This window comes from Arthrobacter sp. Y3221159, assembly GCF_059089885.1.
The window spans coordinates 103,748-126,066 of record NZ_JBNHFC010000008.1 but is presented as its reverse complement, the minus strand read 5'-3'; the positions used below and the strand labels follow the sequence as shown (position 1 = coordinate 126,066).

General features: G+C 68.3%; 21 protein-coding genes. 17 read left to right on the top strand and 4 right to left on the bottom strand.

The annotated features are described in order from the left end of the window. Positions 1 to 4: 4 nt before the first annotated feature. From AC5RT3_RS10260 to AC5RT3_RS10235, 6 genes are all read left to right on the top strand, one after another. Positions 5 to 271, top strand: coding sequence for a DUF3253 domain-containing protein (locus AC5RT3_RS10260; protein WP_494008626.1), 267 nt, complete (start codon positions 5 to 7; stop codon positions 269 to 271). 101 nt (positions 272 to 372) lie between these two features. Further along, a complete protein-coding gene (locus AC5RT3_RS10255; protein ID WP_494124077.1) occupies positions 373 to 1,212 on the top strand; it encodes an ABC transporter ATP-binding protein in 840 nt (279 codons plus the stop codon). Continuing rightward, on the top strand, positions 1,194 to 2,765 hold the full coding sequence (locus AC5RT3_RS10250; RefSeq protein WP_494124076.1) for a transporter: 1,572 nt from the start codon (positions 1,194 to 1,196) through the stop codon (positions 2,763 to 2,765). The genes AC5RT3_RS10255 and AC5RT3_RS10250 overlap by 19 nt, the downstream gene beginning before the upstream one ends. Positions 2,766 to 2,791: 26 nt before the next feature. Beyond that, entirely contained in the window at positions 2,792 to 3,571 is a 780-nt protein-coding gene (gene nagB / locus AC5RT3_RS10245) for a glucosamine-6-phosphate deaminase (protein ID WP_494050735.1), read from the top strand. 120 nt (positions 3,572 to 3,691) lie between these two features. Further along, positions 3,692 to 4,033 carry a DUF3039 domain-containing protein gene (locus tag AC5RT3_RS10240; protein ID WP_494008622.1) on the top strand — a complete coding sequence of 114 codons (342 nt, stop codon included), beginning with the start codon at positions 3,692 to 3,694 and terminating at the stop codon, positions 4,031 to 4,033. After that, on the top strand, positions 4,033 to 5,814 hold the full coding sequence (locus AC5RT3_RS10235; RefSeq protein WP_494050734.1) for a DEAD/DEAH box helicase: 1,782 nt from the start codon (positions 4,033 to 4,035) through the stop codon (positions 5,812 to 5,814). Before AC5RT3_RS10240 ends, AC5RT3_RS10235 begins: the two co-directional genes overlap by 1 nt. Before the next feature lie 60 nt (positions 5,815 to 5,874). Here AC5RT3_RS10235 and AC5RT3_RS10230 read toward each other — a convergent pair whose 3' ends face one another. Next, entirely contained in the window at positions 5,875 to 6,501 is a 627-nt protein-coding gene (locus AC5RT3_RS10230) for an isochorismatase family protein (protein ID WP_494050733.1), read from the bottom strand. Further along, a complete protein-coding gene (locus AC5RT3_RS10225) occupies positions 6,501 to 7,829 on the bottom strand; it encodes a nicotinate phosphoribosyltransferase (protein ID WP_494124075.1) in 1,329 nt (442 codons plus the stop codon). The genes AC5RT3_RS10230 and AC5RT3_RS10225 overlap by 1 nt, the downstream gene beginning before the upstream one ends. A 155-nt stretch (positions 7,830 to 7,984) precedes the next feature. Here AC5RT3_RS10225 and clpS point away from each other — a divergent pair, with 155 nt between their 5' ends. The 6 genes from clpS (at position 7,985) to rdgB (ending at position 12,320) form a co-directional block, all read left to right on the top strand. Beyond that, positions 7,985 to 8,368 (top strand): ATP-dependent Clp protease adapter ClpS, encoded by a 384-nt coding sequence (gene clpS, locus AC5RT3_RS10220; protein ID WP_494050732.1) that lies wholly within the window; start codon positions 7,985 to 7,987, stop codon positions 8,366 to 8,368. Beyond that, the gene (locus AC5RT3_RS10215; RefSeq protein WP_494008618.1) at positions 8,361 to 8,927 is read left to right on the top strand and encodes a DUF2017 domain-containing protein; all 567 of its coding nucleotides are present in this window, start codon (positions 8,361 to 8,363) and stop codon (positions 8,925 to 8,927) included. Before clpS ends, AC5RT3_RS10215 begins: the two co-directional genes overlap by 8 nt. Positions 8,928 to 9,050: 123 nt before the next feature. Continuing rightward, complete coding sequence (gene murI, locus AC5RT3_RS10210) at positions 9,051 to 10,058, top strand: glutamate racemase (RefSeq protein WP_494050731.1); 1,008 nt, start codon at positions 9,051 to 9,053, stop codon at positions 10,056 to 10,058. Further along, the gene (locus AC5RT3_RS10205; protein ID WP_494008617.1) at positions 10,055 to 10,852 is read left to right on the top strand and encodes an MBL fold metallo-hydrolase; all 798 of its coding nucleotides are present in this window, start codon (positions 10,055 to 10,057) and stop codon (positions 10,850 to 10,852) included. The genes murI and AC5RT3_RS10205 overlap by 4 nt, the downstream gene beginning before the upstream one ends. A gap of 56 nt (positions 10,853 to 10,908) precedes the next feature. Beyond that, on the top strand, positions 10,909 to 11,667 hold the full coding sequence (gene rph / locus AC5RT3_RS10200; protein ID WP_494008616.1) for a ribonuclease PH: 759 nt from the start codon (positions 10,909 to 10,911) through the stop codon (positions 11,665 to 11,667). Then, the gene (rdgB, locus tag AC5RT3_RS10195) at positions 11,664 to 12,320 is read left to right on the top strand and encodes an RdgB/HAM1 family non-canonical purine NTP pyrophosphatase (RefSeq protein WP_494124074.1); all 657 of its coding nucleotides are present in this window, start codon (positions 11,664 to 11,666) and stop codon (positions 12,318 to 12,320) included. Before rph ends, rdgB begins: the two co-directional genes overlap by 4 nt. Positions 12,321 to 12,407: 87 nt before the next feature. Here the strand turns inward: rdgB and AC5RT3_RS10190 are convergent, their stop codons facing one another. Next, a complete protein-coding gene (locus AC5RT3_RS10190) occupies positions 12,408 to 13,184 on the bottom strand; it encodes a VTT domain-containing protein (RefSeq protein ID WP_494008987.1) in 777 nt (258 codons plus the stop codon). 83 nt (positions 13,185 to 13,267) lie between these two features. Between AC5RT3_RS10190 and AC5RT3_RS10185 the strand changes: the two genes are divergently transcribed. After that, a complete protein-coding gene (locus tag AC5RT3_RS10185) occupies positions 13,268 to 14,290 on the top strand; it encodes a 3'-5' exonuclease (RefSeq protein WP_494008614.1) in 1,023 nt (340 codons plus the stop codon). A 31-nt stretch (positions 14,291 to 14,321) separates the two neighbouring features. On the opposite strand, the gene AC5RT3_RS10180 is transcribed toward AC5RT3_RS10185, so the two are convergent. After that, positions 14,322 to 15,413, bottom strand: coding sequence for an ADP-ribosylglycohydrolase family protein (locus tag AC5RT3_RS10180; protein WP_494008613.1), 1,092 nt, complete (start codon positions 15,411 to 15,413; stop codon positions 14,322 to 14,324). A gap of 147 nt (positions 15,414 to 15,560) precedes the next feature. On the opposite strand from AC5RT3_RS10180, the gene AC5RT3_RS10175 reads away from it, so the two are divergent. From AC5RT3_RS10175 to AC5RT3_RS10160, 4 genes are all read left to right on the top strand, one after another. Beyond that, the gene (locus AC5RT3_RS10175) at positions 15,561 to 16,508 is read left to right on the top strand and encodes an aquaporin (protein WP_494124073.1); all 948 of its coding nucleotides are present in this window, start codon (positions 15,561 to 15,563) and stop codon (positions 16,506 to 16,508) included. Positions 16,509 to 16,565: 57 nt separating this feature from the next. Further along, positions 16,566 to 17,744 carry an exonuclease SbcCD subunit D gene (locus tag AC5RT3_RS10170; protein WP_494008611.1) on the top strand — a complete coding sequence of 393 codons (1,179 nt, stop codon included), beginning with the start codon at positions 16,566 to 16,568 and terminating at the stop codon, positions 17,742 to 17,744. Next, entirely contained in the window at positions 17,741 to 20,836 is a 3,096-nt protein-coding gene (locus AC5RT3_RS10165) for an AAA family ATPase (RefSeq protein WP_494103127.1), read from the top strand. The genes AC5RT3_RS10170 and AC5RT3_RS10165 overlap by 4 nt, the downstream gene beginning before the upstream one ends. 132 nt (positions 20,837 to 20,968) lie before the next feature. Continuing rightward, complete coding sequence (locus tag AC5RT3_RS10160) at positions 20,969 to 22,294, top strand: MFS transporter (protein ID WP_494050725.1); 1,326 nt, start codon at positions 20,969 to 20,971, stop codon at positions 22,292 to 22,294. Positions 22,295 to 22,319 lie beyond the last annotated feature (25 nt).

Genomic DNA, 22,319 nt, shown 5'->3' with positions numbered 1-22,319 from the left:
AGCAATGACGGACAATGATTCCAGCAGCCTCGACCAGCGGCTGGAAGACACCATCCTTGGGCTCCTGGCTGCGAGGGCCGCCACGTCCACCATTTGTCCGTCCGACGCGGCGCGGGCCGTCGGCGGCGAACACTGGCGCGACCTCATGGAGCCGGCCCGGCGTGCGGCGCGGCGGCTCGTGGATGCCGGCGAGGTAGTGATTACCCAGGGCGGTTCGGTGGTTGATCCTGCCACTGCGAAGGGGCCCATCCGCATCCGCAAGGCCACTTAGGAAGCGCGGGCAGGCCGGCGGGGCGGGCAGCTGCCGTACGTCCTTGTTTCTACTCCTCCCGGAGGACCCCGCAGCCGTGTTCCGGGGGCTAGTCTGGCTTCATGACCGCCCAGTATCCCGATCCCGCGGGCGTGCCGCTGCATCCTACCGACGCCGCCGCACCCCCTTCCGCTGCCGCCGCCGGCGCCGTTCCGGCCCTGGCCATCCGCGGCCTGGCCAAGCGGTTCGGCCAGAAGATCGCGGTGGACGGCATCAGCCTGGATGTGCCTGGCGGGTCCTTCTACGGGATCGTGGGCCCCAACGGGGCAGGCAAGACCACCACGCTGTCCATGGCCACCGGGCTCCTGCGGCCGGACTTCGGCACGGCGTTTGTCCACGGCGTCGACGTCTGGGCGCACCCGCTGGAAGCCAAGAAACTCATGGGCGTCCTGCCCGACGGCGTCCGGCTGTTCGACAGGCTGACCGGAGAGCAACTGATCACCTACGCCGGGCTGCTGCGCGGCATGGACCGGAACGTGGTGGCCTCCCGCGTGGGCGAACTGCTGGAAGCGATGGACCTGGCCCAGGATGCGGGAACGCTGGTGGTGGACTACTCCGCAGGCATGACAAAGAAAATCGCGCTCGCCTCCGCCCTGATCCACGCGCCCCGACTGCTGGTCCTGGACGAACCTTTTGAAGCTGTGGACCCGGTCTCGGCGGCGAACATCCGCTCCATCCTGGACGGCTACGTGGCGTCCGGCGGTACCGTCATCATGTCCAGCCATGTCATGGACCTGGTCCAGCGCATGTGCGACCACGTGGCTGTGGTGGCGGGCGGCCGGCTGCTGGCTGCCGGGACTGTTGACCAGGTCCGCGCCGGGGCGTCTTTGGAAGACCGGTTCGTCCAACTGGTCGGTGGGCGCAGCCGCACGGAAGGGCTGGAATGGTTGCGCACCTTCTAAGGCTGAAACTGACCCTGCTCCGCAACGGCCTCCGGCGCAGTCCGTGGCAGCTCGTGGGCCTGGTCTTCGCCGGACTCTACGCGCTGGGCCTGATCTCCACGCTGGTGGTGGCCCTGGTCCTGCTGCGCTCCGCGGACGCCGAAATCGCGCAGACCGCGGTGGTGCTCGGCGGCTCCGCTGCCGTCCTGGGCTGGGGACTCATCCCGGTGGTTGCCTCAGCCACGGACATGACCCTGGACCCGGCCCGCTTCACCACCTTCGCCATCCCGATGCGGCAGATGCTGGCGGGCCTGGCCCTTGGCGGGTTGATCGGCATCCCGGGTCTGGCCACTGCCCTGGTGGCGCTGTCCACGGTGGTGACCTGGTTCCGCGGAGTGCTGCCCGTGTTCGGCGCACTGCTGGGTGCGGCGCTCGGCGTGATGACGTGCATCGTCCTCTCAAAGGTGGTTACCACGGCCACCGCCAGCCTTGCTGCGTCCCGCCGGTTCAAGGACATCAGCGCCATTGCCTTCATGGTTCCGCTCGTCCTCCTCGGCCCCATCATCGCGGGCGTCGGCCAGGGCATCTCGAACTCGACCGGCTTCCTGCCGGACTTCGCCAGCGTCCTTTCCTGGACCCCGCTTGGGGCCCCCTGGTCCCTGGGCGGCGAGCTCCACGCAGGCCAGTTTGGTCCGGCCGCCGTCAAGTTCCTGGTGGCAGTGGCCTCACTCGCTGCGCTGGCCTGGTGCTGGAAGCTCCTCCTGGAAAGGGCGCTCGTCACGCCGCCCTATGCCGGCAGCAGCAAGCGCAAGGGAAGCAAGCTCGGGCTTCTGGGGCTCCTGCCGCCCGTACCGGCAGGTGCTGTGATGGCGAGGTCGCTCACCTACTGGGTCCGCGACCCCCGCTACTCCGGATCGCTGGTGGTCATCCCGCTGCTGCCCGTTGTCCTGGTCTTCCAGGGATCCCAGGCAGGAGAGTACTCCAGCCTCGCATTCCTGGCGCCGATCTCCGCGTTCATTATCGCGTGGTCCATCTCAGCCGACGTGTCCTACGACAACACCGCGTTCGCCCTGCACCTGGCCACCGGGGTATCCGGCGTGGCTGACCGGCTGGGCCGCGCCCTGGCCTGCATGTCCTTCGCCCTTCCGGTGGTGGTCATCTTTGCCGTGGGCTCCGCGGCGTTCACCGGCGACTGGCCCGGGCTGCCCGGCCAGCTCGGGCTGAGCCTGGGTATCCTCTTCACCTGCCTGGGGCTGGCATCTGTGGTCTCCGCCCGTTACATCGTGGCGGTTCCGCTCCCCGGGGACAGCCCGTTCAAGAAGCCGCCGGGCAACGTGGGGCAGACCCTCGCAGTGCAGTTCGGGGGAATGCTGGTCCTGGTGGTGCTGGTCCTGCCTGAAGCGGCGCTGATGGTCGCGCAGCTGGTGACCGGAAACAGCCTCTTTGGCTGGATCAACCTCGCGGTGGGAACGCTGCTGGGCCTCGGCCTGTTCGTGGCCGGTGTACGGCTGGGCGGAAAATGGCTCGATGCCCGCGGGCCGGAACTCCTGGCCCAGGTGGCTGTGAACAAGTAACGGCAGGCACGGCGGAAGGAAACAGCATGGAGGTCGTCATCCTGGGCGGCAGCAGGCAGATTGGAAAGCTGGCGGCGGATGCCATCGAGGAGCTGCTCGGGCGGAAGCCGGACGCGGTGCTTGGCCTTGCCACGGGGTCCTCGCCGCTGCCGGTGTATGACGAGCTGGCGGAACGGCACGCCCGGGGCCTGGACTTCAGCCGGGCCACCGCGTTCACACTGGACGAGTATGTCGGCCTGCCCGCCGGGCACCCCGAATCGTACCGGGAAGTCATCCGGCGCGAGTTCACGGACCGGGTGAACATCTCACCGGAAAATGTCCATGGCCCCGACGGGACGGCCAGCGATATCCCCGCGGCGTGCCAGGCTTATGAGGACGCCATCGCGGCAGCCGGCGGCGTGGACCTGCAGCTCGTGGGGGTGGGTACCGACGGGCACATCGCGTTCAACGAGCCCGGTTCCTCCTTTGCCTCGCGTACCCGGATCAAGAGCCTGATCGAACAGACACGCCGGGACAACGCCCGTTTCTTCAAGAGCCTGGCCGAGGTCCCGCACCACGTCCTGACGCAGGGCCTGGGCACCATCATGGAGGCCCGGCATGTGATCCTGCTCGCCACCGGTGCGCAGAAGGCACAGGCCGTGCGCGAGTTCGTCGAGGGGTCGGTCGCCGCCATTTGCCCCGCATCTATCCTGCAGTTCCACCCGCACGCCACCGTCCTGCTGGATGAAGCGGCGGCTTCGGCGCTCAAGCTGGCGGATTTCTACCGGCACACCTATGACAACAAGCCCGCCTGGCAGGGGCTCTGACCCGCGGCACGGGAGGCCGGAAGGCAGGAAACGGCACGACGGCGGTGGGCGCTGCACAGCGGCGGCCCGGCCGCCCGCGCCCGGGCCGCCGTCGGACTCCCGGCCACCGGAACAGCTAAGATGGTTGGCATGACTAGCATGACGGACCCTCTCGAAAACGACCCGATGCGTGAGCTTTCCGGGGCTGGAACGTCCACAGCCACCATTGAGCGCGAAGAACTGCGCGAGGAGCTTGAACCGGGGGACCGGGAGCGCTTTGCGCACTATGTGCGCAAGGAGAAAATCATGGAGTCTGCGATGACGGGCGAGCCCGTCATCGCGCTGTGCGGCAAGGTCTGGACGCCGGGCCGGGATCCGAAGAAGTTCCCGGTATGCCCCACGTGCAAAGAGGTCTATGAGGGCCTCCGCCCGGGCAACGACGGCGGCAAGGGTCCCGGAGGGGACTCGGGCAACAACAAGTAGTGACGGAAACGCTCTTTGGCGGCCCCACCCTGCCTCCGGCCTATCCGGAACGCGCAGCCTGGGGAACCGCCCCGAAACTCCGTGCCTGGCAGCAGGAAGCCCTCGACCTCTATCTCCGGAACAGCCCCCGCGACTTCCTGGCGGTAGCAACCCCGGGCGCCGGTAAGACCACGTTCGCCCTGCGGATAGCGTCAACGCTGATCGATTCCGGCGCCGTGAACCGGGTGACCATCGTGGCGCCCACGGACCACCTCAAGCGGCAGTGGGCCGACGCCGCGGCGCGGGTGGGCATCGCCATCGACCCCAACTTCAAGAACTCGGACGGTCAGCACGGCCGCGGGTTCATCGGTGTTGCCGTCACGTACGCCCAGGTGGCCAGCAAGCCGCTGCTGCACCGGGCCAAGACGGAGGCGGCACGCACCCTGGTGATCCTGGACGAAATCCACCACGGCGGCGAGGCCCTCTCCTGGGGCGACGGCCTGCGCGAGGCCTTCGATCCGGCGGTGCGGCGGCTGTCCCTGACAGGTACCCCATTCCGTTCGGACACCTCGCCCATTCCGTTCGTTGAGTATGCCGAGGACAGGGACGGCATCCGCCGGTCAAAGGCGGACTACACCTACGGCTACGGCAACGCGCTGCGGGACCACGTGGTCCGGCCCGTGATCTTCATGGCCTACTCCGGCCAGATGCGCTGGCGCACCAGCGCCGGTGAGGAAATGGCGGCATCGCTGGGCGAGGCCGCCGTCACCAAGGACATTACGTCCCAGGCCTGGCGGACAGCCCTGAACCCCGCAGGCGAGTGGATCCCTGCCGTGCTGGCTGGGGCTGACAAGCGGCTGACCGAGGTCCGCCGTACCGTCCCCGATGCCGGCGGCCTGGTTATTGCCACGGACCACGAGGACGCCCGGGCCTACGCAGGCCAGCTTAAGAGGATCACGGGGGAGTCACCCACCGTTATCCTCTCCGACGACGCCAAGGCCTCGAGCAAGATCGAGGAGTTCTCGGCGGGCGACACCCGCTGGATGGTGGCGGTCCGCATGGTGTCCGAAGGCGTGGACGTTCCCAGGCTGTCCGTGGGTGTCTACGCCACGTCAACCTCCACGCCGCTCTTCTTCGCCCAGGCTGTGGGGCGCTTCGTGCGTGCCCGGAAACGGGGTGAAACGGCGTCGGTCTTCTTGCCCTCGGTGCCGCAGCTGATGGCACTGGCCAACTCCATGGAAGCGGAACGGGACCATGCCCTGGACCGCCCGGAAAAGGAGGACGGGGACGGCCTCTTCAACCCGGAGGACTCGCTGATGGCGGAGGCCAACCGCGAGGACAAGGCCTCGGACAGCCTCGCCAAGGGAAAGTTCGAAGCACTGGACTCGCAGGCTTCCTTCGACCGCGTGCTCTTCGACGGCGGCGAATTTGGCACCGGCGGCGACATCGGGTCCGACGACGAACTGGACTTCCTGGGCATCCCCGGCCTGCTGGACGCGGAGCAGGTGGGCACGCTCCTGCGGCAGCGCCAGCATGAGCAGCTCAACCGGAAGAACCGGAAGGCTCCGGCTGCCGCCGAGGCTGCCGCACCCGCTGTCCCGGACCACCGGATGCTCATGGACCTGCGGAACGAGCTCGCCAAGAACGTGGCCGCCTGGTCCGCGCGGACCGGCACCCCGCACGGTGTCATCCACACCAAACTCCGGACCGTGTGCGGCGGCCCCGCCGTGGCGCAGGCCAACGAGGAACAACTGCAGGCGCGGTTGAGGAAGCTCCGGGACTGGTTCATCGGCCGCAAGTAGCGGTGACCTGAAGACCCGAGTGGCCCGGTGCAAGCGCACCGGGCCACTGTTGCACCAGCGTCAGGAAACGTCCACGCCGCCGAGCTCCATCTCGGCCACGGCCTCTTCGAGGTCCTCGGCGATGCCCGCCGTCAGATGGCGGATGACAGTGACGGAGTACCCGGCCTGGACGGCGTCCAGCGAAGTGGCCCGGACGCAGTAGTCGGTGGCGATGCCCACCACCACAACGTCCTCGACGTCGTGGCTCTGAAGCCAGTCATCCAGGCCGATTGCGTCCTCGTCCGGTGCGAACCGGCTGGCGTCGGCAGCGCCGGGCTGCCGTTCCCCGGTGGGGACGGCATCCTCTGGCGCCAGGAGCCCTTCGAAACCGGAGTAAGCAGCCGCGTACTGTCCCTTCTGGAAGTACGCCTGGATGTACTCCGTGTCCAGGTCCGGATGCAATTCGGCGCCCCGGGTGCCGGCGACGCAGTGCGGCGGCCAGCTGTCCTTGAAGTCGGGGGTGTCCGAGAAATGGCTGCCCGGATCGATGTGCCAGTCCTGGGTGGCAACAACATGGTCGAACTCGTTGTGGTGGGCGTCCACGTAGTCACTGATGGCCCCCGCCACCGCGGCGCCGCCCTGGACAGCCAGGGAACCGCCCTCGCAGAAGTCGTTCTGGACATCGACGATGATCAGCGCACGCGACATCAGTTCTCCTCGTACATGGTGGGGATGGCGGCCTCTCCGCGCTGGAGGCGGTTGACCACGGGCGGCAGTTCGGCCATCGAATCGGCGTGGCGCTGCCGCGCCCGGAGCACGCCTTCATGCCCGGTCCACCCGGGGACCAGTTCACCGTTCTTCATGAACTGATGCAGCAGCGGGCGGTCGTTGCCGTCATCATCAGGCCGGCGGCCGACACCCACGATCTCGGCAGTGGCGATGCCGTGCTCGTTCATCTTCCGCAGAGCGTACTTGCGTCCGCCCACGCTGGCCTTGTTCTTGGCGGCCTTGGCCACGGAGACGAAGTTGCCGTCGTCGTCCGTGCGGCTCACCAGCTTGTAGACCATGCTGGCGGTGGGCGCACCGGAGCCGGTCACCAGGGACGTTCCCACGCCGTAGGAATCCACCGGCGCGGACTGGAGCGCGGCAATCGCATACTCGTCCAGGTCCGAGGTGACCACGATCTTGGTGTCCTCGTTGCCGAGGTCGTCCAGGAGCCGGCGCACCCACTGCGCCTGGTCCACGAGGTCGCCCGAGTCCAGCCGGACGGCACCCAGCCGGGGACCCGCAAGCTCCACGGCCGTGCGGACGGCCGCCTCGACGTCGTACGTGTCCACAAGGAGGGACGTTCCCTCGCCGAGCGCCGCGATCTGGGCCTCGAAGGCGTCCCGCTCGGTGTCGTGGAGCAGGGTGAAGGAGTGGGCGGCCGTGCCGACGGTCTTGATGCCGTACCGGGCGCCAGCCTCGAGGTTGGACGTGCTGTCGAACCCGGCGATGACGGCGGCGCGGGCGGCGGACGCCGCAGCCTCCTCATGGGTGCGCCGGGATCCCATCTCGATGCACGGGCGGCCGTGCGCGGCGCTGACCATCCGCGAGGCGGCCGAGGCGATGGCGCTGTCATGGTTGAGGACGGACAGGATGTAGGTCTCCAGCATGCACGCCTCGGCGAACGTGCCCTCAACGATCAGGATGGGGGAGTTCGGAAAGTACGCCTCGCCCTCGGCGTAGCCCCAGATGTCGCCCGAGAAGCGGTATGACTCAAGGTATTCCAGGGTCTGGTTATTGACCACTCCGGTGCGGGCCAGGAAGTCCAGTTCCGTCCCGCCGAAGCGGAAGTTGGCGATGCCCTCCAGGAGCCGGCCGGTCCCGGCCACGATCCCGTAGCGCCGGCCGTCCGGCAGCCGCCGGGCGAACGCCTCGAACACCGACTTGCGGTGCGCGGCTCCGGAATGGAGCGACGCCTGCAGCATGGTCAGCTCGTAATGGTCAGTGTAAAAAGACGTGCGGGGATGGTCCCAGCCGGCAATGGTACTCACGAAAGTCACTCTAGTCCCCACTGGCTCCCACGTCTCGCTTCGCTTCACCGCGGGGCCCTCGCCAGCGTGGACCCACCCACCGGCTCCCACGTCTCGCTTCGCTTCACCGCGGGGCCCTCGCCAGCGTGGGCCCAGCATCCCCATAGAATGGACAGATGACCCTAAGCGTTGCGCTCGGCCCTGATACGCAGGAGGGCACCCGGACCGGAACAGCGGAGGCCACAGACTCCCTGACCGCCCCGGACATCCCTTGGAACCTGGTGATCTGGAACGATCCCGTCAACCTCATGAGCTACGTCAGCTACGTGTTCCAAAGCTATTTCGGCTACTCGGAGAGCAAGGCGAACAAGCTCATGATGGAGGTCCACAGGAAAGGCCGTTCGATCGTGGCGCACGGCAGCAAGGAACAGGTGGAGCGGCACGCGGTGGCCATGCACGGTTTCGGGCTGTGGGCCACCGTGGAGAAAGCGAGCGGCGGCCCCGGCGGCAACTCCGGGAAGTCCGGCGGACCGGGACAGGGCAAGGGGAGACGTGGCTAAGGCATTCAAGTACGGGCTCAAGGGCATTACCGGCTACCTCGAACCCGCCGAGCGCGAGCTCCTGCGCAGCCTGATTGACGACGTCATCTCCATGCTCCAGCCGGAGGAACGGGCTGGCCAGGATCCGCTGGCGGCGCTTATCGGGCTGGACATGGACGTTGCCGAACCGACGGACCGGGCCGTCAGGCGCCTGCTCCCCAACGTCGTGAAGGACGACGGCGCCGCGTCCCTTGAGTTCCGCCAGCTCACCGAGCGCTCGCTCCGGGAGACGAAGATCGGCGCGCTGCGCGCGGCCGCGCTGGACCTGGACAAGGACGAGATTGTGCTGACGCCCGAGGGGGCGAAGCACTGGTCCATGGCACTGAACGATGTCCGCCTGGTCCTGGCCGAGCGCCTGGACATCCGGGACGAGGAGGACGCCGAACACGTCCACCTGATGCAGGACTGGTCCCAGGCAGAGGACGTGGAGAGCTACCTTGCCCTGGTCTACAACTTCGCCACCTGGCTGCAGGAATCACTGGTGCAGGCGATGCTGCAGTCGCTGGAAACCCGGCGTTGAGGATTTCCGGCCGCGCCGTCCCGGCGCCGTGTGACAAATTAGACATGAGTCACAGGCCACAAGATGATGGCTGAGGCATCGGGGAGCACCTATCCTCGAATAATCATGACAACAGCCTCGAGCATGGATCCGCCGGCAACCCGGCAGGCATCCGAAGCGGACGACCTGCAGGCCGCCGCCCTGGAAGCGCGCCCCATTGGTGTCTTCGATTCCGGCGTAGGGGGCCTCACCGTGGCCCGCTCCATCATCGACCAGCTTCCCAATGAGTCCATCCTGTACGTGGGGGACACGGCCCACGGACCGTACGGGCCCCTGCCCATCGCTGAAGTCCGGGCCAACGCCCTGGGCGTGATGGACGAACTCGTGGACTCCGGCGTCAAGCTGCTGACCATCGCCTGCAACTCGGCGTCGGCCGCGGTGCTTAGGGACGCCCGCGAACGGTACACGGCCAAATACGGCATCCCCGTCATCGAGGTCATCCAGCCGGCGGTCCGGCGCGCTGTAGCCGCCACCCGCACCGGACGCGTGGGCGTCATCGGGACATCTGCCACGATCGGATCGCGGGCGTACGAGGATACCTTCGCTGCTGCTCCGGACCTTACCATCACGTCCGTGGCCTGCCCTGAATTCGTCAGTTACGTGGAGGCCGGCATCACCACCGGTCCCGCCCTGCTGGCAGTCGCCGAGGAATACCTGGCGCCGCTGAAGGCCGCGGAGGTGGACACCGTGGTGCTGGGCTGCACCCACTACCCCCTGCTCACCGGCGTCATCTCCTACGTCATGGGGGCCGACGTGACGCTGGTCTCCAGCGCCGAGGAGACCGCCAAGGACGTGTACCGGGCACTTGCGACGCACAACCTCCAGCGCAGCGCCGGAACACCGCCGGAGCACCACTTCGTGGCAACTGGTGACGCCAGCCAGTTCGAGGCCCTGGCCCGCAGGTTCCTCGGCCCCGAGGTGCTGTCCGTCCGCCACGTGGACCATGTGGCAGCGCAGTACCCCACCGGAAGCCTTGCGCGGATAACCCCGGAAATGATTGCCGCGGCCCGGAGCGCCAGGAACCGGCCCCGGATTTCCAACTTCGTCGCAGGACTGGCGGACGCCGGCCGCGCCGGGGGTCCGGCGCTGTGAAACTGACCATCGTGGGCTGCACCGGCTCGTTCCCGGGCCCCGGTTCGCCGGCGTCGTGCTACCTCCTGACCGCCACGGACGGGGAGCGGACGTGGAAGGTGGTCATGGATCTCGGCAGTGGTGCGCTGGGGGCAATCCAGCGCTACACGGACCTTGAAGACATTGACGCGATCTTCCTCACCCACCTGCACCCGGACCACTGCATGGACCTGTGCGGCCTGCACGTTGCCATCCGCTGGAAGCCGGGTGGCTGGGGGCGCGGTCGGATCCCCGTCTGGGGGCCTGCCGCAACTGCCGACCGGATGGCTACGGCCTACGGCCTGGACCTTGACCCCGGCATGCACGAGGAATTCGAGTTCACGAACTGGACCGAACGTGAGCCGGTGACCGTGGGCCCGTTCACCGTGACGCCCTTCGCCGTGAACCATCCCATCGAGGAGGCTTATGCGCTCCGGGTGGAGGTGGTGGAGCCGGACAAGGACGGCAACACGGTTGCCCGCACTTTGACCTATTCCGGCGACACCGATTCCTGTGCCGGGCTGGAGGAAGCCGCCAAGGATGCGGACCTGTTCCTGTGCGAGGCCGCCTTCGAGGAGGGCCGCGACAACGGTATCAAGGATGTCCACCTGACGGGCAAACGCGCAGGTGAGGCCGCCACGGCGGCCGGTGCCCGGCGCCTCCTGCTCACCCACATCCCGGTGTGGACCTCCCAGACCACCGTGATGGCGGAGGCGCGTCCGGTGTTCGCCGGGGACGTGGCCGTGGCCGTCGCCGGAGTGCACTACACCATCTAGCGCCCGCCTGCCTTGCCGGAACTGCCGGTACCGGCAGCAGTGGATAAGCTAAAGGCATGACTTCTGAAGCAACTGCAGTGCCCATCGTGCGCGCCGACGGCCGCGCCCCGGACCAGCTCCGGCCCATCAGCATCACCCGCGGATGGTCCAACCAGGCTGAGGGTTCGGCGCTGATCGAATTCGGCAACACCAGGGTCCTGTGCACCGCCTCCCTGACCGCCGGTGTTCCCCGCTGGCTGAAGGGTGAGGGCCGGGGCTGGGTCACGGCCGAGTACGCCATGCTGCCGCGGGCAACGAACACCCGCTCCGACCGGGAGTCCGTCAAGGGCAAGATCGGCGGCCGCACGCACGAAATCTCGCGGCTCATCGGCCGGTCCCTGCGGTCCATCATCGACACCAAGGCCCTGGGCGAGAACACCATCGTGCTGGACTGCGACGTCCTGCAGGCCGACGGCGGAACCCGCACGGCCGCCATCACCGGCGCCTACGTGGCACTTGCCGATTCCATCCGTTTCGCCCGTGACAACAAGCTCATTGCCAAGACCGCGCAGCCGCTGATCGACACCATCGCCGCCGTCTCGGTCGGCATCATCGACGGCGTGCCCATGCTGGACCTGCCGTACGTCGAGGACGTCCGTGCGGAAACCGACATGAACGTGGTGGTGACTGGCGCCGGCAAGTTTGTTGAGGTGCAGGGCACTGCCGAGGGTGCGCCGTTCGACCGCGAGGAGCTGGACAAGCTCCTGGACCTGGCCCTGCTGGGCACCACCCAGCTCGCGGCCATCCAGCGTGAGACCCTGGCAGACACCCTGTGAGCGCGGCCGGCGCCGCCCCCCGATTGGTCCTCGCCACGCACAATAAGGGCAAACTCCGGGAGGTGCGTGAGCTGCTGCGCGGCCAGGTCCCGGGGCTCGACGTCGACACGCAGGTGGTGGACGCGGCGGCGGCAGGTGCGCCCGACGTCGTCGAAACCGGCGTGACGTTCGCCGAGAATTCGCTGCTGAAGGCGCGGGCCGTTGCCGATGCCACCGGCCTGGTGGCCATCGCCGACGATTCCGGGCTCGCGGTCGACGTCATGGGCGGGGCCCCCGGCATTTTTTCCGCGCGCTGGTCCGGCAGCCACGGCGACGACGCCGCCAACCTCGCACTCCTGCTGAACCAGCTTTCGGACGTCCCGGACCGGCACCGCGGTGCGGCGTTCGTGTGTGCGGCCGCCCTGGCCGTGCCCGCAACGGACGGCGGCCCGGGGCGGGAGGTGGTGGAGTACGGGCAGCTGGAGGGCGTCCTGCTCCGCCAGCCGCGCGGCGAGGGCGGGTTCGGCTACGATCCCGTGCTCCAGCCGGTGGGGGAGCAGCGCAGTTGCGCGGAGCTCTCCGCAGAGGAGAAGAACGCCATCAGCCACCGCGGCAAGGCCTTCCGTGCCCTGCTGCCGTCCATCGTGGAGGCGCTGCGGGCCGCGGATTCCTGACCCGGGCCTGCTTCAGCCGCAGGCCTTAAACGCAGAGGGTGCGCTGCCCCGGCCGGGAAAGCGCACCCTCTGCGTTTGACTGGTTGCCTAGGGAAGGCGCCGCGTCTTCTGCTCGTCCTCGGGAGCGTGCTCCTCGATGAATTCGTCCACCGGGTCGGTGCCGTAGGCTGCTGCCTGGCGCCTGGCGGACAGGCCGCGGAGAACCTCGATGCCGATCGGCAGGACCGAAACCAGCACGATGGCGATGAAGATGATGTCCAGGTTGTCCCGGATCCACGGGATGCGGTCACCCAGGAGGTAGCCCAGCAGGGTGACGCCGCCGCCCCAGAGCACGGCCCCGATGACGTTGTACAGGAAGAACTTCTTACGGCTCATCTGGGCCACACCCACGATGACCGGGACGAACGTGCGGATGATGGGAACGAACCGGGCGAGGATCAGCGCCTTCCCGCCGTGCTTTTCGAAGAACGCGTGAGCGTTTTCAACGTTCTCGCGCTTGAAGAGCCTGGAGTTGGGCTTGTTGAAGATGGCCGGCCCCGCTTTGGAACCGATGAGGTACCCCGTCTGGTTGCCGATGATGGCGGAAATCACAATCAGCAGCGCGAACAGCCAGACGTTGAACTTGATGGTGTCCGTGGCCACCAGCAGGCCGGCGGTGAACAGCATGGAGTCACCGGGCAGGAAGAACCCCACCAGCAAGCCGGTTTCCGCGAAGACGATGCCGCAGACCAGCAGGACCACCCAAGGGGCAAGGGCTGGATCGGCCAGGAAGACTTGGGGGTTCAGCCAGTCGGGCAGGAAGGAGGCCAGCTGCGGCTGGACCGGTCCTGCCCCGCCCAGCATGGACACGGCGAGGTCGTTCATCACAGGAAAGTTCACCCTCCAAGGGTACTTGACGGGTCTGTGCCTGCAGGGCCCGGCGGGCCCGCGGCGGTAAGGTGGGGGCCGTGGGTTTGGACTTTACTGCGATCGACTTCGAGACGGCGAACGGCTTCAGGGGCTCTCCCTGCGCAGTGGGGCTCACCAAAGTGCGGGGCGGCCGGATAGTGGACGAGGCCGCGTGGCTGATGCGGCCGCCGCGGAACCATGACCATTTCGATTTCCACAACGTCCGGATCCATGGCATCAGTGCCGCAGACGTCGCGGAACGGCCGCGGTTCGGGGACCTGTTCGCCGAAATCGGGGCATTCATCGGCGACGACGTGCTGGCAGCCCACAATGCGGCATTCGACCTCGGCGTTATCCGCTCCGCCCTGGAGGTGTCCGGCCTTCCGGGGCCAGCCTACGATTACGTCTGCACAGTGATGCTGTCACGGCGGTGCTATTCGCTGGTGTCCAACTCTCTGCCGTTCGCCGCCGAGGAAGCCGGCGTGCCGTTGGTCAAGCACCACGACGCCGCGGAGGATGCCCGGGCCTGCGCGGGAATCCTCATCGACATCGCCCGCCGCAACAGTGCCAACAGCATCGCCGAACTTTACCTTTCCCTGGGGCTCGCGGTGCCGCGGCAGCAGGCCTTCGACCCGGCGGTGGATCCGCTGTCCAAACCCAGCCTTGCCGCCGTCGCCGGCATGTCGCTGCCGGGACCATCCGGCAACGGTGCGGCGCTGGCCCGGCCCTTCCGCTCCGGCTGGCCGGAGGAAGGCATCAACCCCGAACCCAACCCCGACGCCGGGCCCGGGCATCCGTTGTTCGGCCAGACCGTCGTCTTCACGGGCCAGCTGTCCATCGGGCGCCCCGAGGCGAAAGTGAGGAGCGCCGAGGTGGGGGCACGGACCGAAAGCCGGGTGACCGGGCGTACCACTGTCCTGGTGGTGGGTGACGGCTTCGTGGCCTCGGACCTTCGTTCGGGCAGGCTGACAGGCAAGGCGCGCCGCGTCCTGGAGCTCCATGAGCGGGGCCAGGCGATTGAGGTGCTGTCCGAGGGCGAGTTCCTTCAGATGGTGCCCGCGGCGGAACCGGCCACCGTCTAGGCGGGCCCGGGTGCTCCGGCGCCTGCTGGCATCAGCCTTCGCCGGTAGTGACGCGGACCAGGAGGTCCGCCATGCCGCGGATAACGTCGGGCGCCTCCAGGGCTTCAAGCCAGTCGCCGGGCAGGCAGTCCTCGCCGTAGTGGGCGCCGAGGATGTTCCCGGCCACGGAGGCGGTGGAGTCGCTGTCGCCGCCATGGTTGACGGCCAGGGTGATGGCGTCCCGGAAGTGCCGGACGGCCGGTGAGTCCTGCCCGGCAGCGTCACCCGGGACGGTGGCCAACACAGCGTAGAGTGCGACGGCGAGCGCCTCCTCAGCCACCCAGCCTCCGCCCAGTGCCTGCGTCAGTTCCTCCGGCTCAACGATGCCCTTGTGTGCCAGGTGGAGGGCAGCCTGCAGCCGTTCCGGCAGCTCGGGGGCCACGCCGGTGATGGTTGCGGCATGGGCCGTTACGCCGGCTGCCGCCTCCGCCAGCCCCTCGCCCGAGACCAGCCTGTGGATCAGGAGGCTGAAGATCCCGGCACTTTGCCGGGCGGACGGATGGCCGTGCGTGAGGGAGGCGGCATCGAAACTCAGTTTGTACACTGCGTCGGGCGTGATGTGCGGGACCAGCCCGAACGGTGCCGACCGCATCACCGTGCCGCAGCCCTTCGACTCCGGATTGACCGGGCGCGCCGCGGTGCCCATCTCGCCGGTCGCCAGCCCTGAGATGCAGGCCTTGCCGGGGTTCCTGCGCTGGTGCAGCACGGTGTGTCCATCGATCCAGCGCGGCTGTGGAACGGGGGCAGAAGCCGGGGCGGTCTCGCCTTGGGTGGCGAGCCACCGCAGGTAGGCGAGCCAGAGGCAGGCGTTGACGTCCGCCCCCACACCCGAGTTGGCCCACTCCAGCGCCTCCACCAGCCCGTCCACGGTGTAGAGCGTCAGCTGAGTATCGTCCGAGAAGTGGCTGCCGCCGGACAATGCTTCAAAGCTGGTGAGCCCGTCCGCGCCGAAGCGGCGCCGGATCTCGTTCATGCCGTCGGACTCCACCGCGTAACCCAGCGAATCGCCCAGCGCGCCGCCCAGCAGGGAACCGTGGATGCGTGACTTCAAAGTGGGTGCGGGTGCGCCGGCGTGGATGCTCATGCAGTAAATTTACCGTGGCACCCGGACCCGTTCCCGCCGGCGTCTTGCTCGCTCCGGGCCGCTCAGCAAACCTCCAGCCTGGGCTGGAATAATGTTCAGGCTGCCTGGCGGCAGCACCCGCATGAACACCGACTTGAAGGTTCCACGATGAGCACCCCCATTCCAGCCCGACCCGACGCCCTGAACGCCAGCCCGGACGCCGTCCGGCCCGGCCTGATGCCCAGGCTGGCTGCCGAGGGGTTCGGCAGCCTGTTCCTGGCCGTCGCCGGCCTGGGGGTGCCGCTGTTCAGCATCCCGCAGTCCAGCCCGATGCCTGCAGCGCTCGCCACCGGCCTGGCCGTGACCGCTGCGATGCTCGCGTTCGGCCACGTTTCGGGCGGCCACTTCAACCCGGCCATCACCCTGGGCCACCTCCTGGCGGGACGCATCCGTGCCGGGGCTGCCACTGCCTACGTGGCGGCCCAGCTTGCCGGGGCGTCACTGGGTGCACTGGCGCTTTACGCGGTCCTGCGGACCCTTCCCGGGATTGCGGACAGCCGCACGGCGTTCGACACAGTCACCGCCGGCTTTGGCGAGCACTCCATCGTCCAGGCGCCACTGGCCGCCGTGCTGCTCCTGGAGGTCCTCGGCGCCGCCATCATCGTCTCCGTGTTCCTCGGCGCAGCAGCCCGCGGCCGGGCAAGCAGCGCCGCTGCGCCGGTTGCCGTTGGCTTGACGTTCGCGGCCCTGCTGCAGCTGGGACAGGCGGTGGGCAACCTGCCGTTCAACCCGGCGCGTGCCACCGCATCCGCATTCTTCAGCTCAGGCTGGGCGATGGAACAGCTGTGGGTTTTCCTTGCCGCGCCGCTGGCCGGCGCAGCCATCGCCGGCCTGGTGTTCCGCACCTTCCGGGGTGTTGATCCGGCAGGTGAAGGCGCCGTTGCAGAACCGCAGGCAGGCGCCGAACCTGGCGAGCCCGGCGGTTTGGACGTGTCCGACGACGAAGGCCGCGCAGCGTCCCTGGCCGCCCCGGCGGGGGAAACGTCACTCCCCGGAAGGGACAGGGACGGCGGCCCCAGCGAGGCACAGGAATTCTTCGAGGGCAAGAAGGGCTGAAAGCAGGCAGCTGCGGCGGTGGCGCAAACTGTCAGTGGCTCCCGCTAGCTTGGGAATATGCGGTTACTACACACATCGGACTGGCACCTGGGCCGCTCCTTCCACGGCGTGGGCATGCTGGAGTCCCAGCGCGCCTTCATCAACCAGCTCGTCGAGGCGGTCGCCGGGCACCAGGTGGATGTTGTCCTGATCGCCGGTGATGTCTACGACCGCGCCCTGCCGGGCGTGGACGTGGTCCACCTGCTGGACGAGGCGCTGGTCCGGCTCACGTCGGCTGGCGCCAAGGTGGTGCTGACCAGCGGAAACCACGACTCCGCCATCCGCCTCGGCTTTGCCGCGCGGCTGTTGGAACGCGGGGGCGTGCACCTCCGGACCCGTGTGGAGAACCTGGACGAGCCATTGCTGTTGCCACTCGGCGCGGACCGGGCCGGGAAGGAAGCCGTACTGGCCATCTACGGCATCCCCTGGCTTGAGCCCCGGCTTGTCGCGGGGCAGCTGGGCGTGCAGACGGCCAGCCACTTCGAGGTCACCCAGGCTGCCACAAAGCTCATCCGGGAAGACATTGAGCGCCGTGCGGCCACCTCCACTGTCCACCCGGTGGTCTTGGCCCACACCTTCGCCAGCGGCGGCATCAGCTCGGACAGCGAACGCGATCTCAGCATCGGGGGAGTGGGTGCCGTCCCCCTGGACCTCTTCGAGGGTTTCAGCTACACCGCCCTCGGCCACCTGCACGGCCGCCAGGCATTGTCCCCGGAGGTGCGGTATTCCGGATCCCCGCTGGCCTATTCCTTTTCAGAGGCGCGGCACCGGAAAGGGGCCTGGCTGGTGGACATTGGAGCGGATGGGGTCAAGGGCGTGGACGAAGTGCTGTTCGAAGCACCCCGCACCCTGGCTGTCCTGCGGGGTCCATTGCAGGACCTCCTGGAGTCGCCGGAGCACGGATGGGCGGAAACCGCCTACTGCCAGATCACCCTCACGGACGCGCAACGGCCCGCCCGGGCAATGGACCGGCTCCGGGCGCGGTTTCCTGACACCCTGGTCCTGGGCTTCGACCCCCAGGGCGGGACAGCCGCCAGTACCGCCACCTACAGCAGCAGGCTCGCCGAGGCACCGGACGACCTCGCTGTGTGCTGCGGGTTCCTGGAGCACGTGCGCGGCCGCGTCCCGGACGCGGCTGAGCAAGCAGCCCTTGCCGCCGCCCTTGAGAACGTCCGTTACCTGGAGGGTTCCCGATGAGGATCCACCACCTGCGCATCTCCGGCTTCGGCCCCTTTGCCGGCACCGAAGACATCGATTTTGACCGGTTGAGCGGCCACGGACTGTTCCTCCTCAACGGACCCACCGGCGCCGGAAAGACCAGCGTCCTGGATGCCATTTGCTTTGCCCTGTACGGGTCCGTTCCCGGGGCCCGCCAGGACGGCAAGCGGCTGCGCAGCGACCATGCTGAACCCGGACAGGAGCCAGCGGTCAGCTGTGAATTCTCGGCACAGGGGCGGCGGTTTGAAGTGACGCGCTCGCCGGCCTGGGACAAGCCCAGTACGCGGGGCAAGAACGGGTTCACCACGCAGCAGGCCAAGACGCTCCTTCGGGAGCTCGTGGACGGCGCGTGGGTGGAGAAATCGGCACGGAATGACGAGGCCGGAGTTGAGATCCTGGCCCTGCTAGGCATGGATCGGGAACAGTTCACCCGCGTGGTGATGCTTCCGCAGGGCGACTTTGCCGCATTCCTGCGGTCAAAGGCTGCCGACCGGCTGGAGCTGCTGCAAAAACTCTTCGGCACCCAGCGTTTTGAGGCCCTGGAACAGGAACTCTCGCGCCAGGCAGGTGAGGCAAGGGAGAAAGTCTCTGCCCTGGCCGGCCAACTCGAAGTCCTCGCGGCACGGGCAGAGTCCGAAGCAGCTGCCGTGGAGCTGGATGCGGCAGACGCCCCGCCCGCCGAGAATATGGCCGCACGGCTGGAATGGCTGCGCGATGCAGTCGGGCAACGCTTGGACCACCTGACGGACCTGGCAAAGGCGGCCGACATGGAGAGCGGCACGCAAGCGCGCGCCGTTGATGAAGAAGGCGCCAGGATAGAACGGTGCCGCAGGCTTGAGACCGCAGGATCCCGCCGGGCAGCTGTCCAGGAGGCCGCGCCGCGGCTGGAAAGCCTGGCCCTTCGCCTGGCGCGCCACCGGCAGGCAGCGGTCCTCGACGGGCACCTGAAGGGCGTGGACGCGGCCGAGGCCAGGGTAAGGAATGCCGCCGGCGCCGCCGAGTCCGCAATCACCCTGCTTCGCCTCGCCGCGGAAGACAGCAGTGAGCTTGCGCGGCTGGATCCAGGCTGGGCCGAAGAGCCTGACCAGGATAATGCTGGTTTGCAGGGTGCAGGGCTGGCCGGTGCCGGCGCTGCGGCTGCCGCTGGGGAGCTGGGGCGCCTGCGCTCGCTCCTGGCGGTCGTCGAGGCAAGGTTGCCCGACGAGGACAGGCTGCAGGCCCTCCGCAAGCAGCAGAACCGGCTGGCCGGGAAGCAACAGGAACTGGAAGGAGGGATCTCCGGACTGGACCACCGCCTGGCATCGCTCCAGGAAGAACGCGACCGGCTAGCTGGCGGCCTGGAACGGTTGGTCCAGCACGCCGGGACCGCCGCGCTGCGGACCAAGGAAGCTGCAGCGGCCACTGAATTGCTGGACGTTGTCCGCCGGCACGCTGCGGCTGCCGCAGCCCGTGACTCCGTGAAGCTGCGGTACGACGCCTCCCGCGACAACCAGTTGGAAGCCAAACGCCGGTGGCTGGATCTTCGGGAAGAGCGGCTGGCAAACGCAGCTGCCGAGCTGGCCGCGCAGCTGGTCGAGGGTGAGCCGTGCGCGGTTTGCGGCAGCAGCGACCATCCCGCCCCCGCCGCTGCCGGGTCCGGAGGCCCGGGCCTGGCCCAGGAGGAGGACGCCGCCCACGCCGCCTATGAAGCTGCAGAAGCCGCCTTCGCCCTGGTTAGTGCAGAACTGACTGAAGCGAACCAGCAGGTGGCCGTCCTCGCAGGCCAGGGCGGGGACACACCCGAAACTGAAGCCCTGGGCGGCGCGGAAGCGGCCCGTGCCGCGGCCGCCGAAGCCGACGCTGCAGTCAAGGAACTTGCGGCAGTCAGGACCCGCCTGGATGCCCTGGATGCAGACCTCGCCGCCGGCCAGGCGTCAAAGGCCGGAATGGAAGCGGAACTGCATCAGGCAAACGGCTCCTTGGCAGATTTGTCCGGGCAGTCTGCCTCGCTGGACCAGGCGCTGTCGGAGCTGCGCGGCGGCCACCGCACCTTGTCCCATCGACTGCGGTCCTTGGAGGACGCGGTTGCTGTGCTGGACAAGGCCGTGGAGGCCGCGGCACAACTGGAGCGTGCGCGGACGCAGGCCGCGGACGCCCGGATACAGCTGGAGCTGGCACTGCCCGAGGCGGGCTTCGCCACTGCCGAAGAAGCCAGGCAGCAGCTGCTTCCCTCCGCCCAGGCAGCCATCCTGGAGGATGAGGTCCGTGCCGCCCGGGATGAGGCAGCCAGAGTGGACGAACTCTTTGCGTCGGAGGACATCGTGCTGGCGCTTGAAGAACAGGCCGCCGGATTCACCGTTGACGAGCAACGGTTTGCCGCCTTGCGTGACGCCGCCGCTGCTGCCCGTCAGGAAGCGCGCGATGCCCAGCTCGCGGCCGGCATGGCGGGCCGCTGCCTGGAATCTCTGGCCGCCATCAGCGCAGAGTATGAGACATTGAGCGAGTCTGTCCGGGGGCCAGCCGACCATGCACAGATGCTCGCCGGCTTGGCCGATGCCGCGGCCGGCCGGGGGGAGAACACGTACAGGATGAGCCTGAACAGCTACGTCCTGGCGGCGCGGCTTGAGCAGGTGGCCCTCGCTGCGTCCGAGCGCCTGGTGGCGATGAGTGATGGCCGCTACCTGCTGCAGCACACCGATGCCAAGGCCGCCAGGGGTGCCAAGTCCGGGCTGGGTTTGGAGGTGGTGGACCAATGGACCGGGTATCGCCGCGATACTTCCACCCTGTCCGGCGGTGAATCGTTCATGGCATCCCTGTCCCTGGCGCTTGGCCTTGCGGACGTCGTGCAGCAGGAAGCAGGCGGCGTCGAGATCGAGACACTATTTGTCGACGAGGGATTCGGGAGCCTTGACGAGCAGTCGCTAGAGCAGGTCATGGACGCGCTGGAAGGACTGCGCGACGGGGGGCGCGTGGTGGGGCTCGTTAGCCACGTCGGCGAAATGAAGCAGCGCATCGGCACCCAGTTGCAGGTGCTGAAGGGCCGGAACGGGTCCACGCTGCGGATATCCGAGGCTGCGGATCTTGGGGCCTGACTGGCCAGTCCCGCCCCGGATACCCCGCGAGGCATCCGGGGGCGCGCTATGACTTCCGCGCTATAATTGTCCGGTTACCGGGTTGCGCGCATCGGGAGGAGGGACGATGCGCATGAACTGAACGAGCCCGGAATGACATCACCAGCCTCCCCGTCCACACACACCGCCAGCCCCAGCAGCCAGGTTTCCCCCTCAGGCACTCCACCGCGGGGGCGGTTCGCACGGCTTTCCCACCTTGCCGGCCGCGGCTTCATCGCCATTGGGCTCTTCGCCCGCCTGCCATTGGCCATGCTCACCGTCGGCACGCTAACCATGATCACCTCCGTCAGCGGATCCTACGCCGCGGGCGGGACGGCGGCCGGGGCGGTCGGCATCGGCTCGGCCCTGGGTGCCCCCGTGCTTGGTGCCCTTGCCGACAGGCGGGGGCAGCGTCCAGTCCTGATGGCTTCCGCGCTCATCAACACCGCAGCAGTGGTGGCATTGATCCTCACAGGCACGGGCCTGGGCAGCTCCGGCGGCTTCCACCCGGCAATCCTGGCTGCCGCCTTCGCCGCCGGCGCCAGCTGCCCGCAGGTAGGCCCGCTGGCACGGGTCCGCTGGATGGCCCTGACACTGCATGGGCCTGCGAAGGCCGGCAAGCGGGACCTGGATACCGCCTTGTCCTACGAAAGCACTGCGGATGAGGTGACCTTTGTCCTGGGTCCGGCACTGGTAGGCATCCTCGCCAGCCTCCTGGCTCCCTGGCTTCCGCTGGCGCTTGCTGCAGCGATGACCATCATCCTGGTGCCCGCCTTCGCCGCCCATCCCACCCACCGGGCGGTGCGGCCGGGCCCGAAACGCGCCAAGGGCGACAATGGCACCAAGGACGGCCAGGGCACCATGGTCGCCGGCAGGATCCCCGCGGCGGTGGCCCTGCCCGTGGCGGCCATGGTCTGCATGGGAACTTTCTTCGGCTCCACACAGGCTGCCTTGAGTTCCTTCTCGGCCGGCCAGGCAGGATCTGAACTCGCCGGACTGCTGTACGCCGTCATGGGCCTGAGCTCCGCCGCTGCCGCCCTCTCGGTCGCCTACTGGCCCCAGCGGTTCGGGCTCTCCCGGCGGTGGATCCTGTCTGCAGCGCTGATGGCATTGCTGGCGCTGCTGCTGCTCGTTCCGTCCTCGCTCGCCGCCATGGTGGCAGTCCTGCTCATCCTCGGGCTCCCCGTGGGCCCGGTCATGGTCACCGTTTTCGCGGCCGGCGGCCTGCTGGCACCTGCCGGCCGGCTGGGCACGGTCATGACTGCCTTGGCCAGCGGGATCGTGGCGGGAACAGCGCTCGGCTCTTCCATCGGCGGCTACCTGGCAGAGGCCGGCGGCCACCACGCGGCATTCGCGGTTCCCGTCGGCGCCGCCGTCGTACTGGCTCTGCTCGGAGCCGCGGCCGCCAGGGTCCTGAGCACCCGGCAGGCGGGCAACTGACCGTGGCCTCCCGGGTCCTGAGCAC

Coding starts and splice junctions, on each gene's coding strand:
- AC5RT3_RS10260 (WP_494008626.1), top strand. CDS start 5: ATGACGGACAATGATTCCAGCAGCCTCGACCAGCGGCTGGAAGACACC.
- AC5RT3_RS10255 (WP_494124077.1), top strand. CDS start 373: ATGACCGCCCAGTATCCCGATCCCGCGGGCGTGCCGCTGCATCCTACC.
- AC5RT3_RS10250 (WP_494124076.1), top strand. CDS start 1,194: ATGGTTGCGCACCTTCTAAGGCTGAAACTGACCCTGCTCCGCAACGGC.
- nagB (WP_494050735.1), top strand. CDS start 2,792: ATGGAGGTCGTCATCCTGGGCGGCAGCAGGCAGATTGGAAAGCTGGCG.
- AC5RT3_RS10240 (WP_494008622.1), top strand. CDS start 3,692: ATGGTTGGCATGACTAGCATGACGGACCCTCTCGAAAACGACCCGATG.
- AC5RT3_RS10230 (WP_494050733.1), bottom strand. CDS start 6,501: ATGTCGCGTGCGCTGATCATCGTCGATGTCCAGAACGACTTCTGCGAG.
- clpS (WP_494050732.1), top strand. CDS start 7,985: ATGACCCTAAGCGTTGCGCTCGGCCCTGATACGCAGGAGGGCACCCGG.
- murI (WP_494050731.1), top strand. CDS start 9,051: ATGGATCCGCCGGCAACCCGGCAGGCATCCGAAGCGGACGACCTGCAG.
- rph (WP_494008616.1), top strand. CDS start 10,909: ATGACTTCTGAAGCAACTGCAGTGCCCATCGTGCGCGCCGACGGCCGC.
- AC5RT3_RS10190 (WP_494008987.1), bottom strand. CDS start 13,184: ATGAACGACCTCGCCGTGTCCATGCTGGGCGGGGCAGGACCGGTCCAG.
- AC5RT3_RS10180 (WP_494008613.1), bottom strand. CDS start 15,413: ATGAGCATCCACGCCGGCGCACCCGCACCCACTTTGAAGTCACGCATC.
- AC5RT3_RS10175 (WP_494124073.1), top strand. CDS start 15,561: ATGAGCACCCCCATTCCAGCCCGACCCGACGCCCTGAACGCCAGCCCG.
- AC5RT3_RS10170 (WP_494008611.1), top strand. CDS start 16,566: ATGCGGTTACTACACACATCGGACTGGCACCTGGGCCGCTCCTTCCAC.
- AC5RT3_RS10165 (WP_494103127.1), top strand. CDS start 17,741: ATGAGGATCCACCACCTGCGCATCTCCGGCTTCGGCCCCTTTGCCGGC.
- AC5RT3_RS10160 (WP_494050725.1), top strand. CDS start 20,969: ATGACATCACCAGCCTCCCCGTCCACACACACCGCCAGCCCCAGCAGC.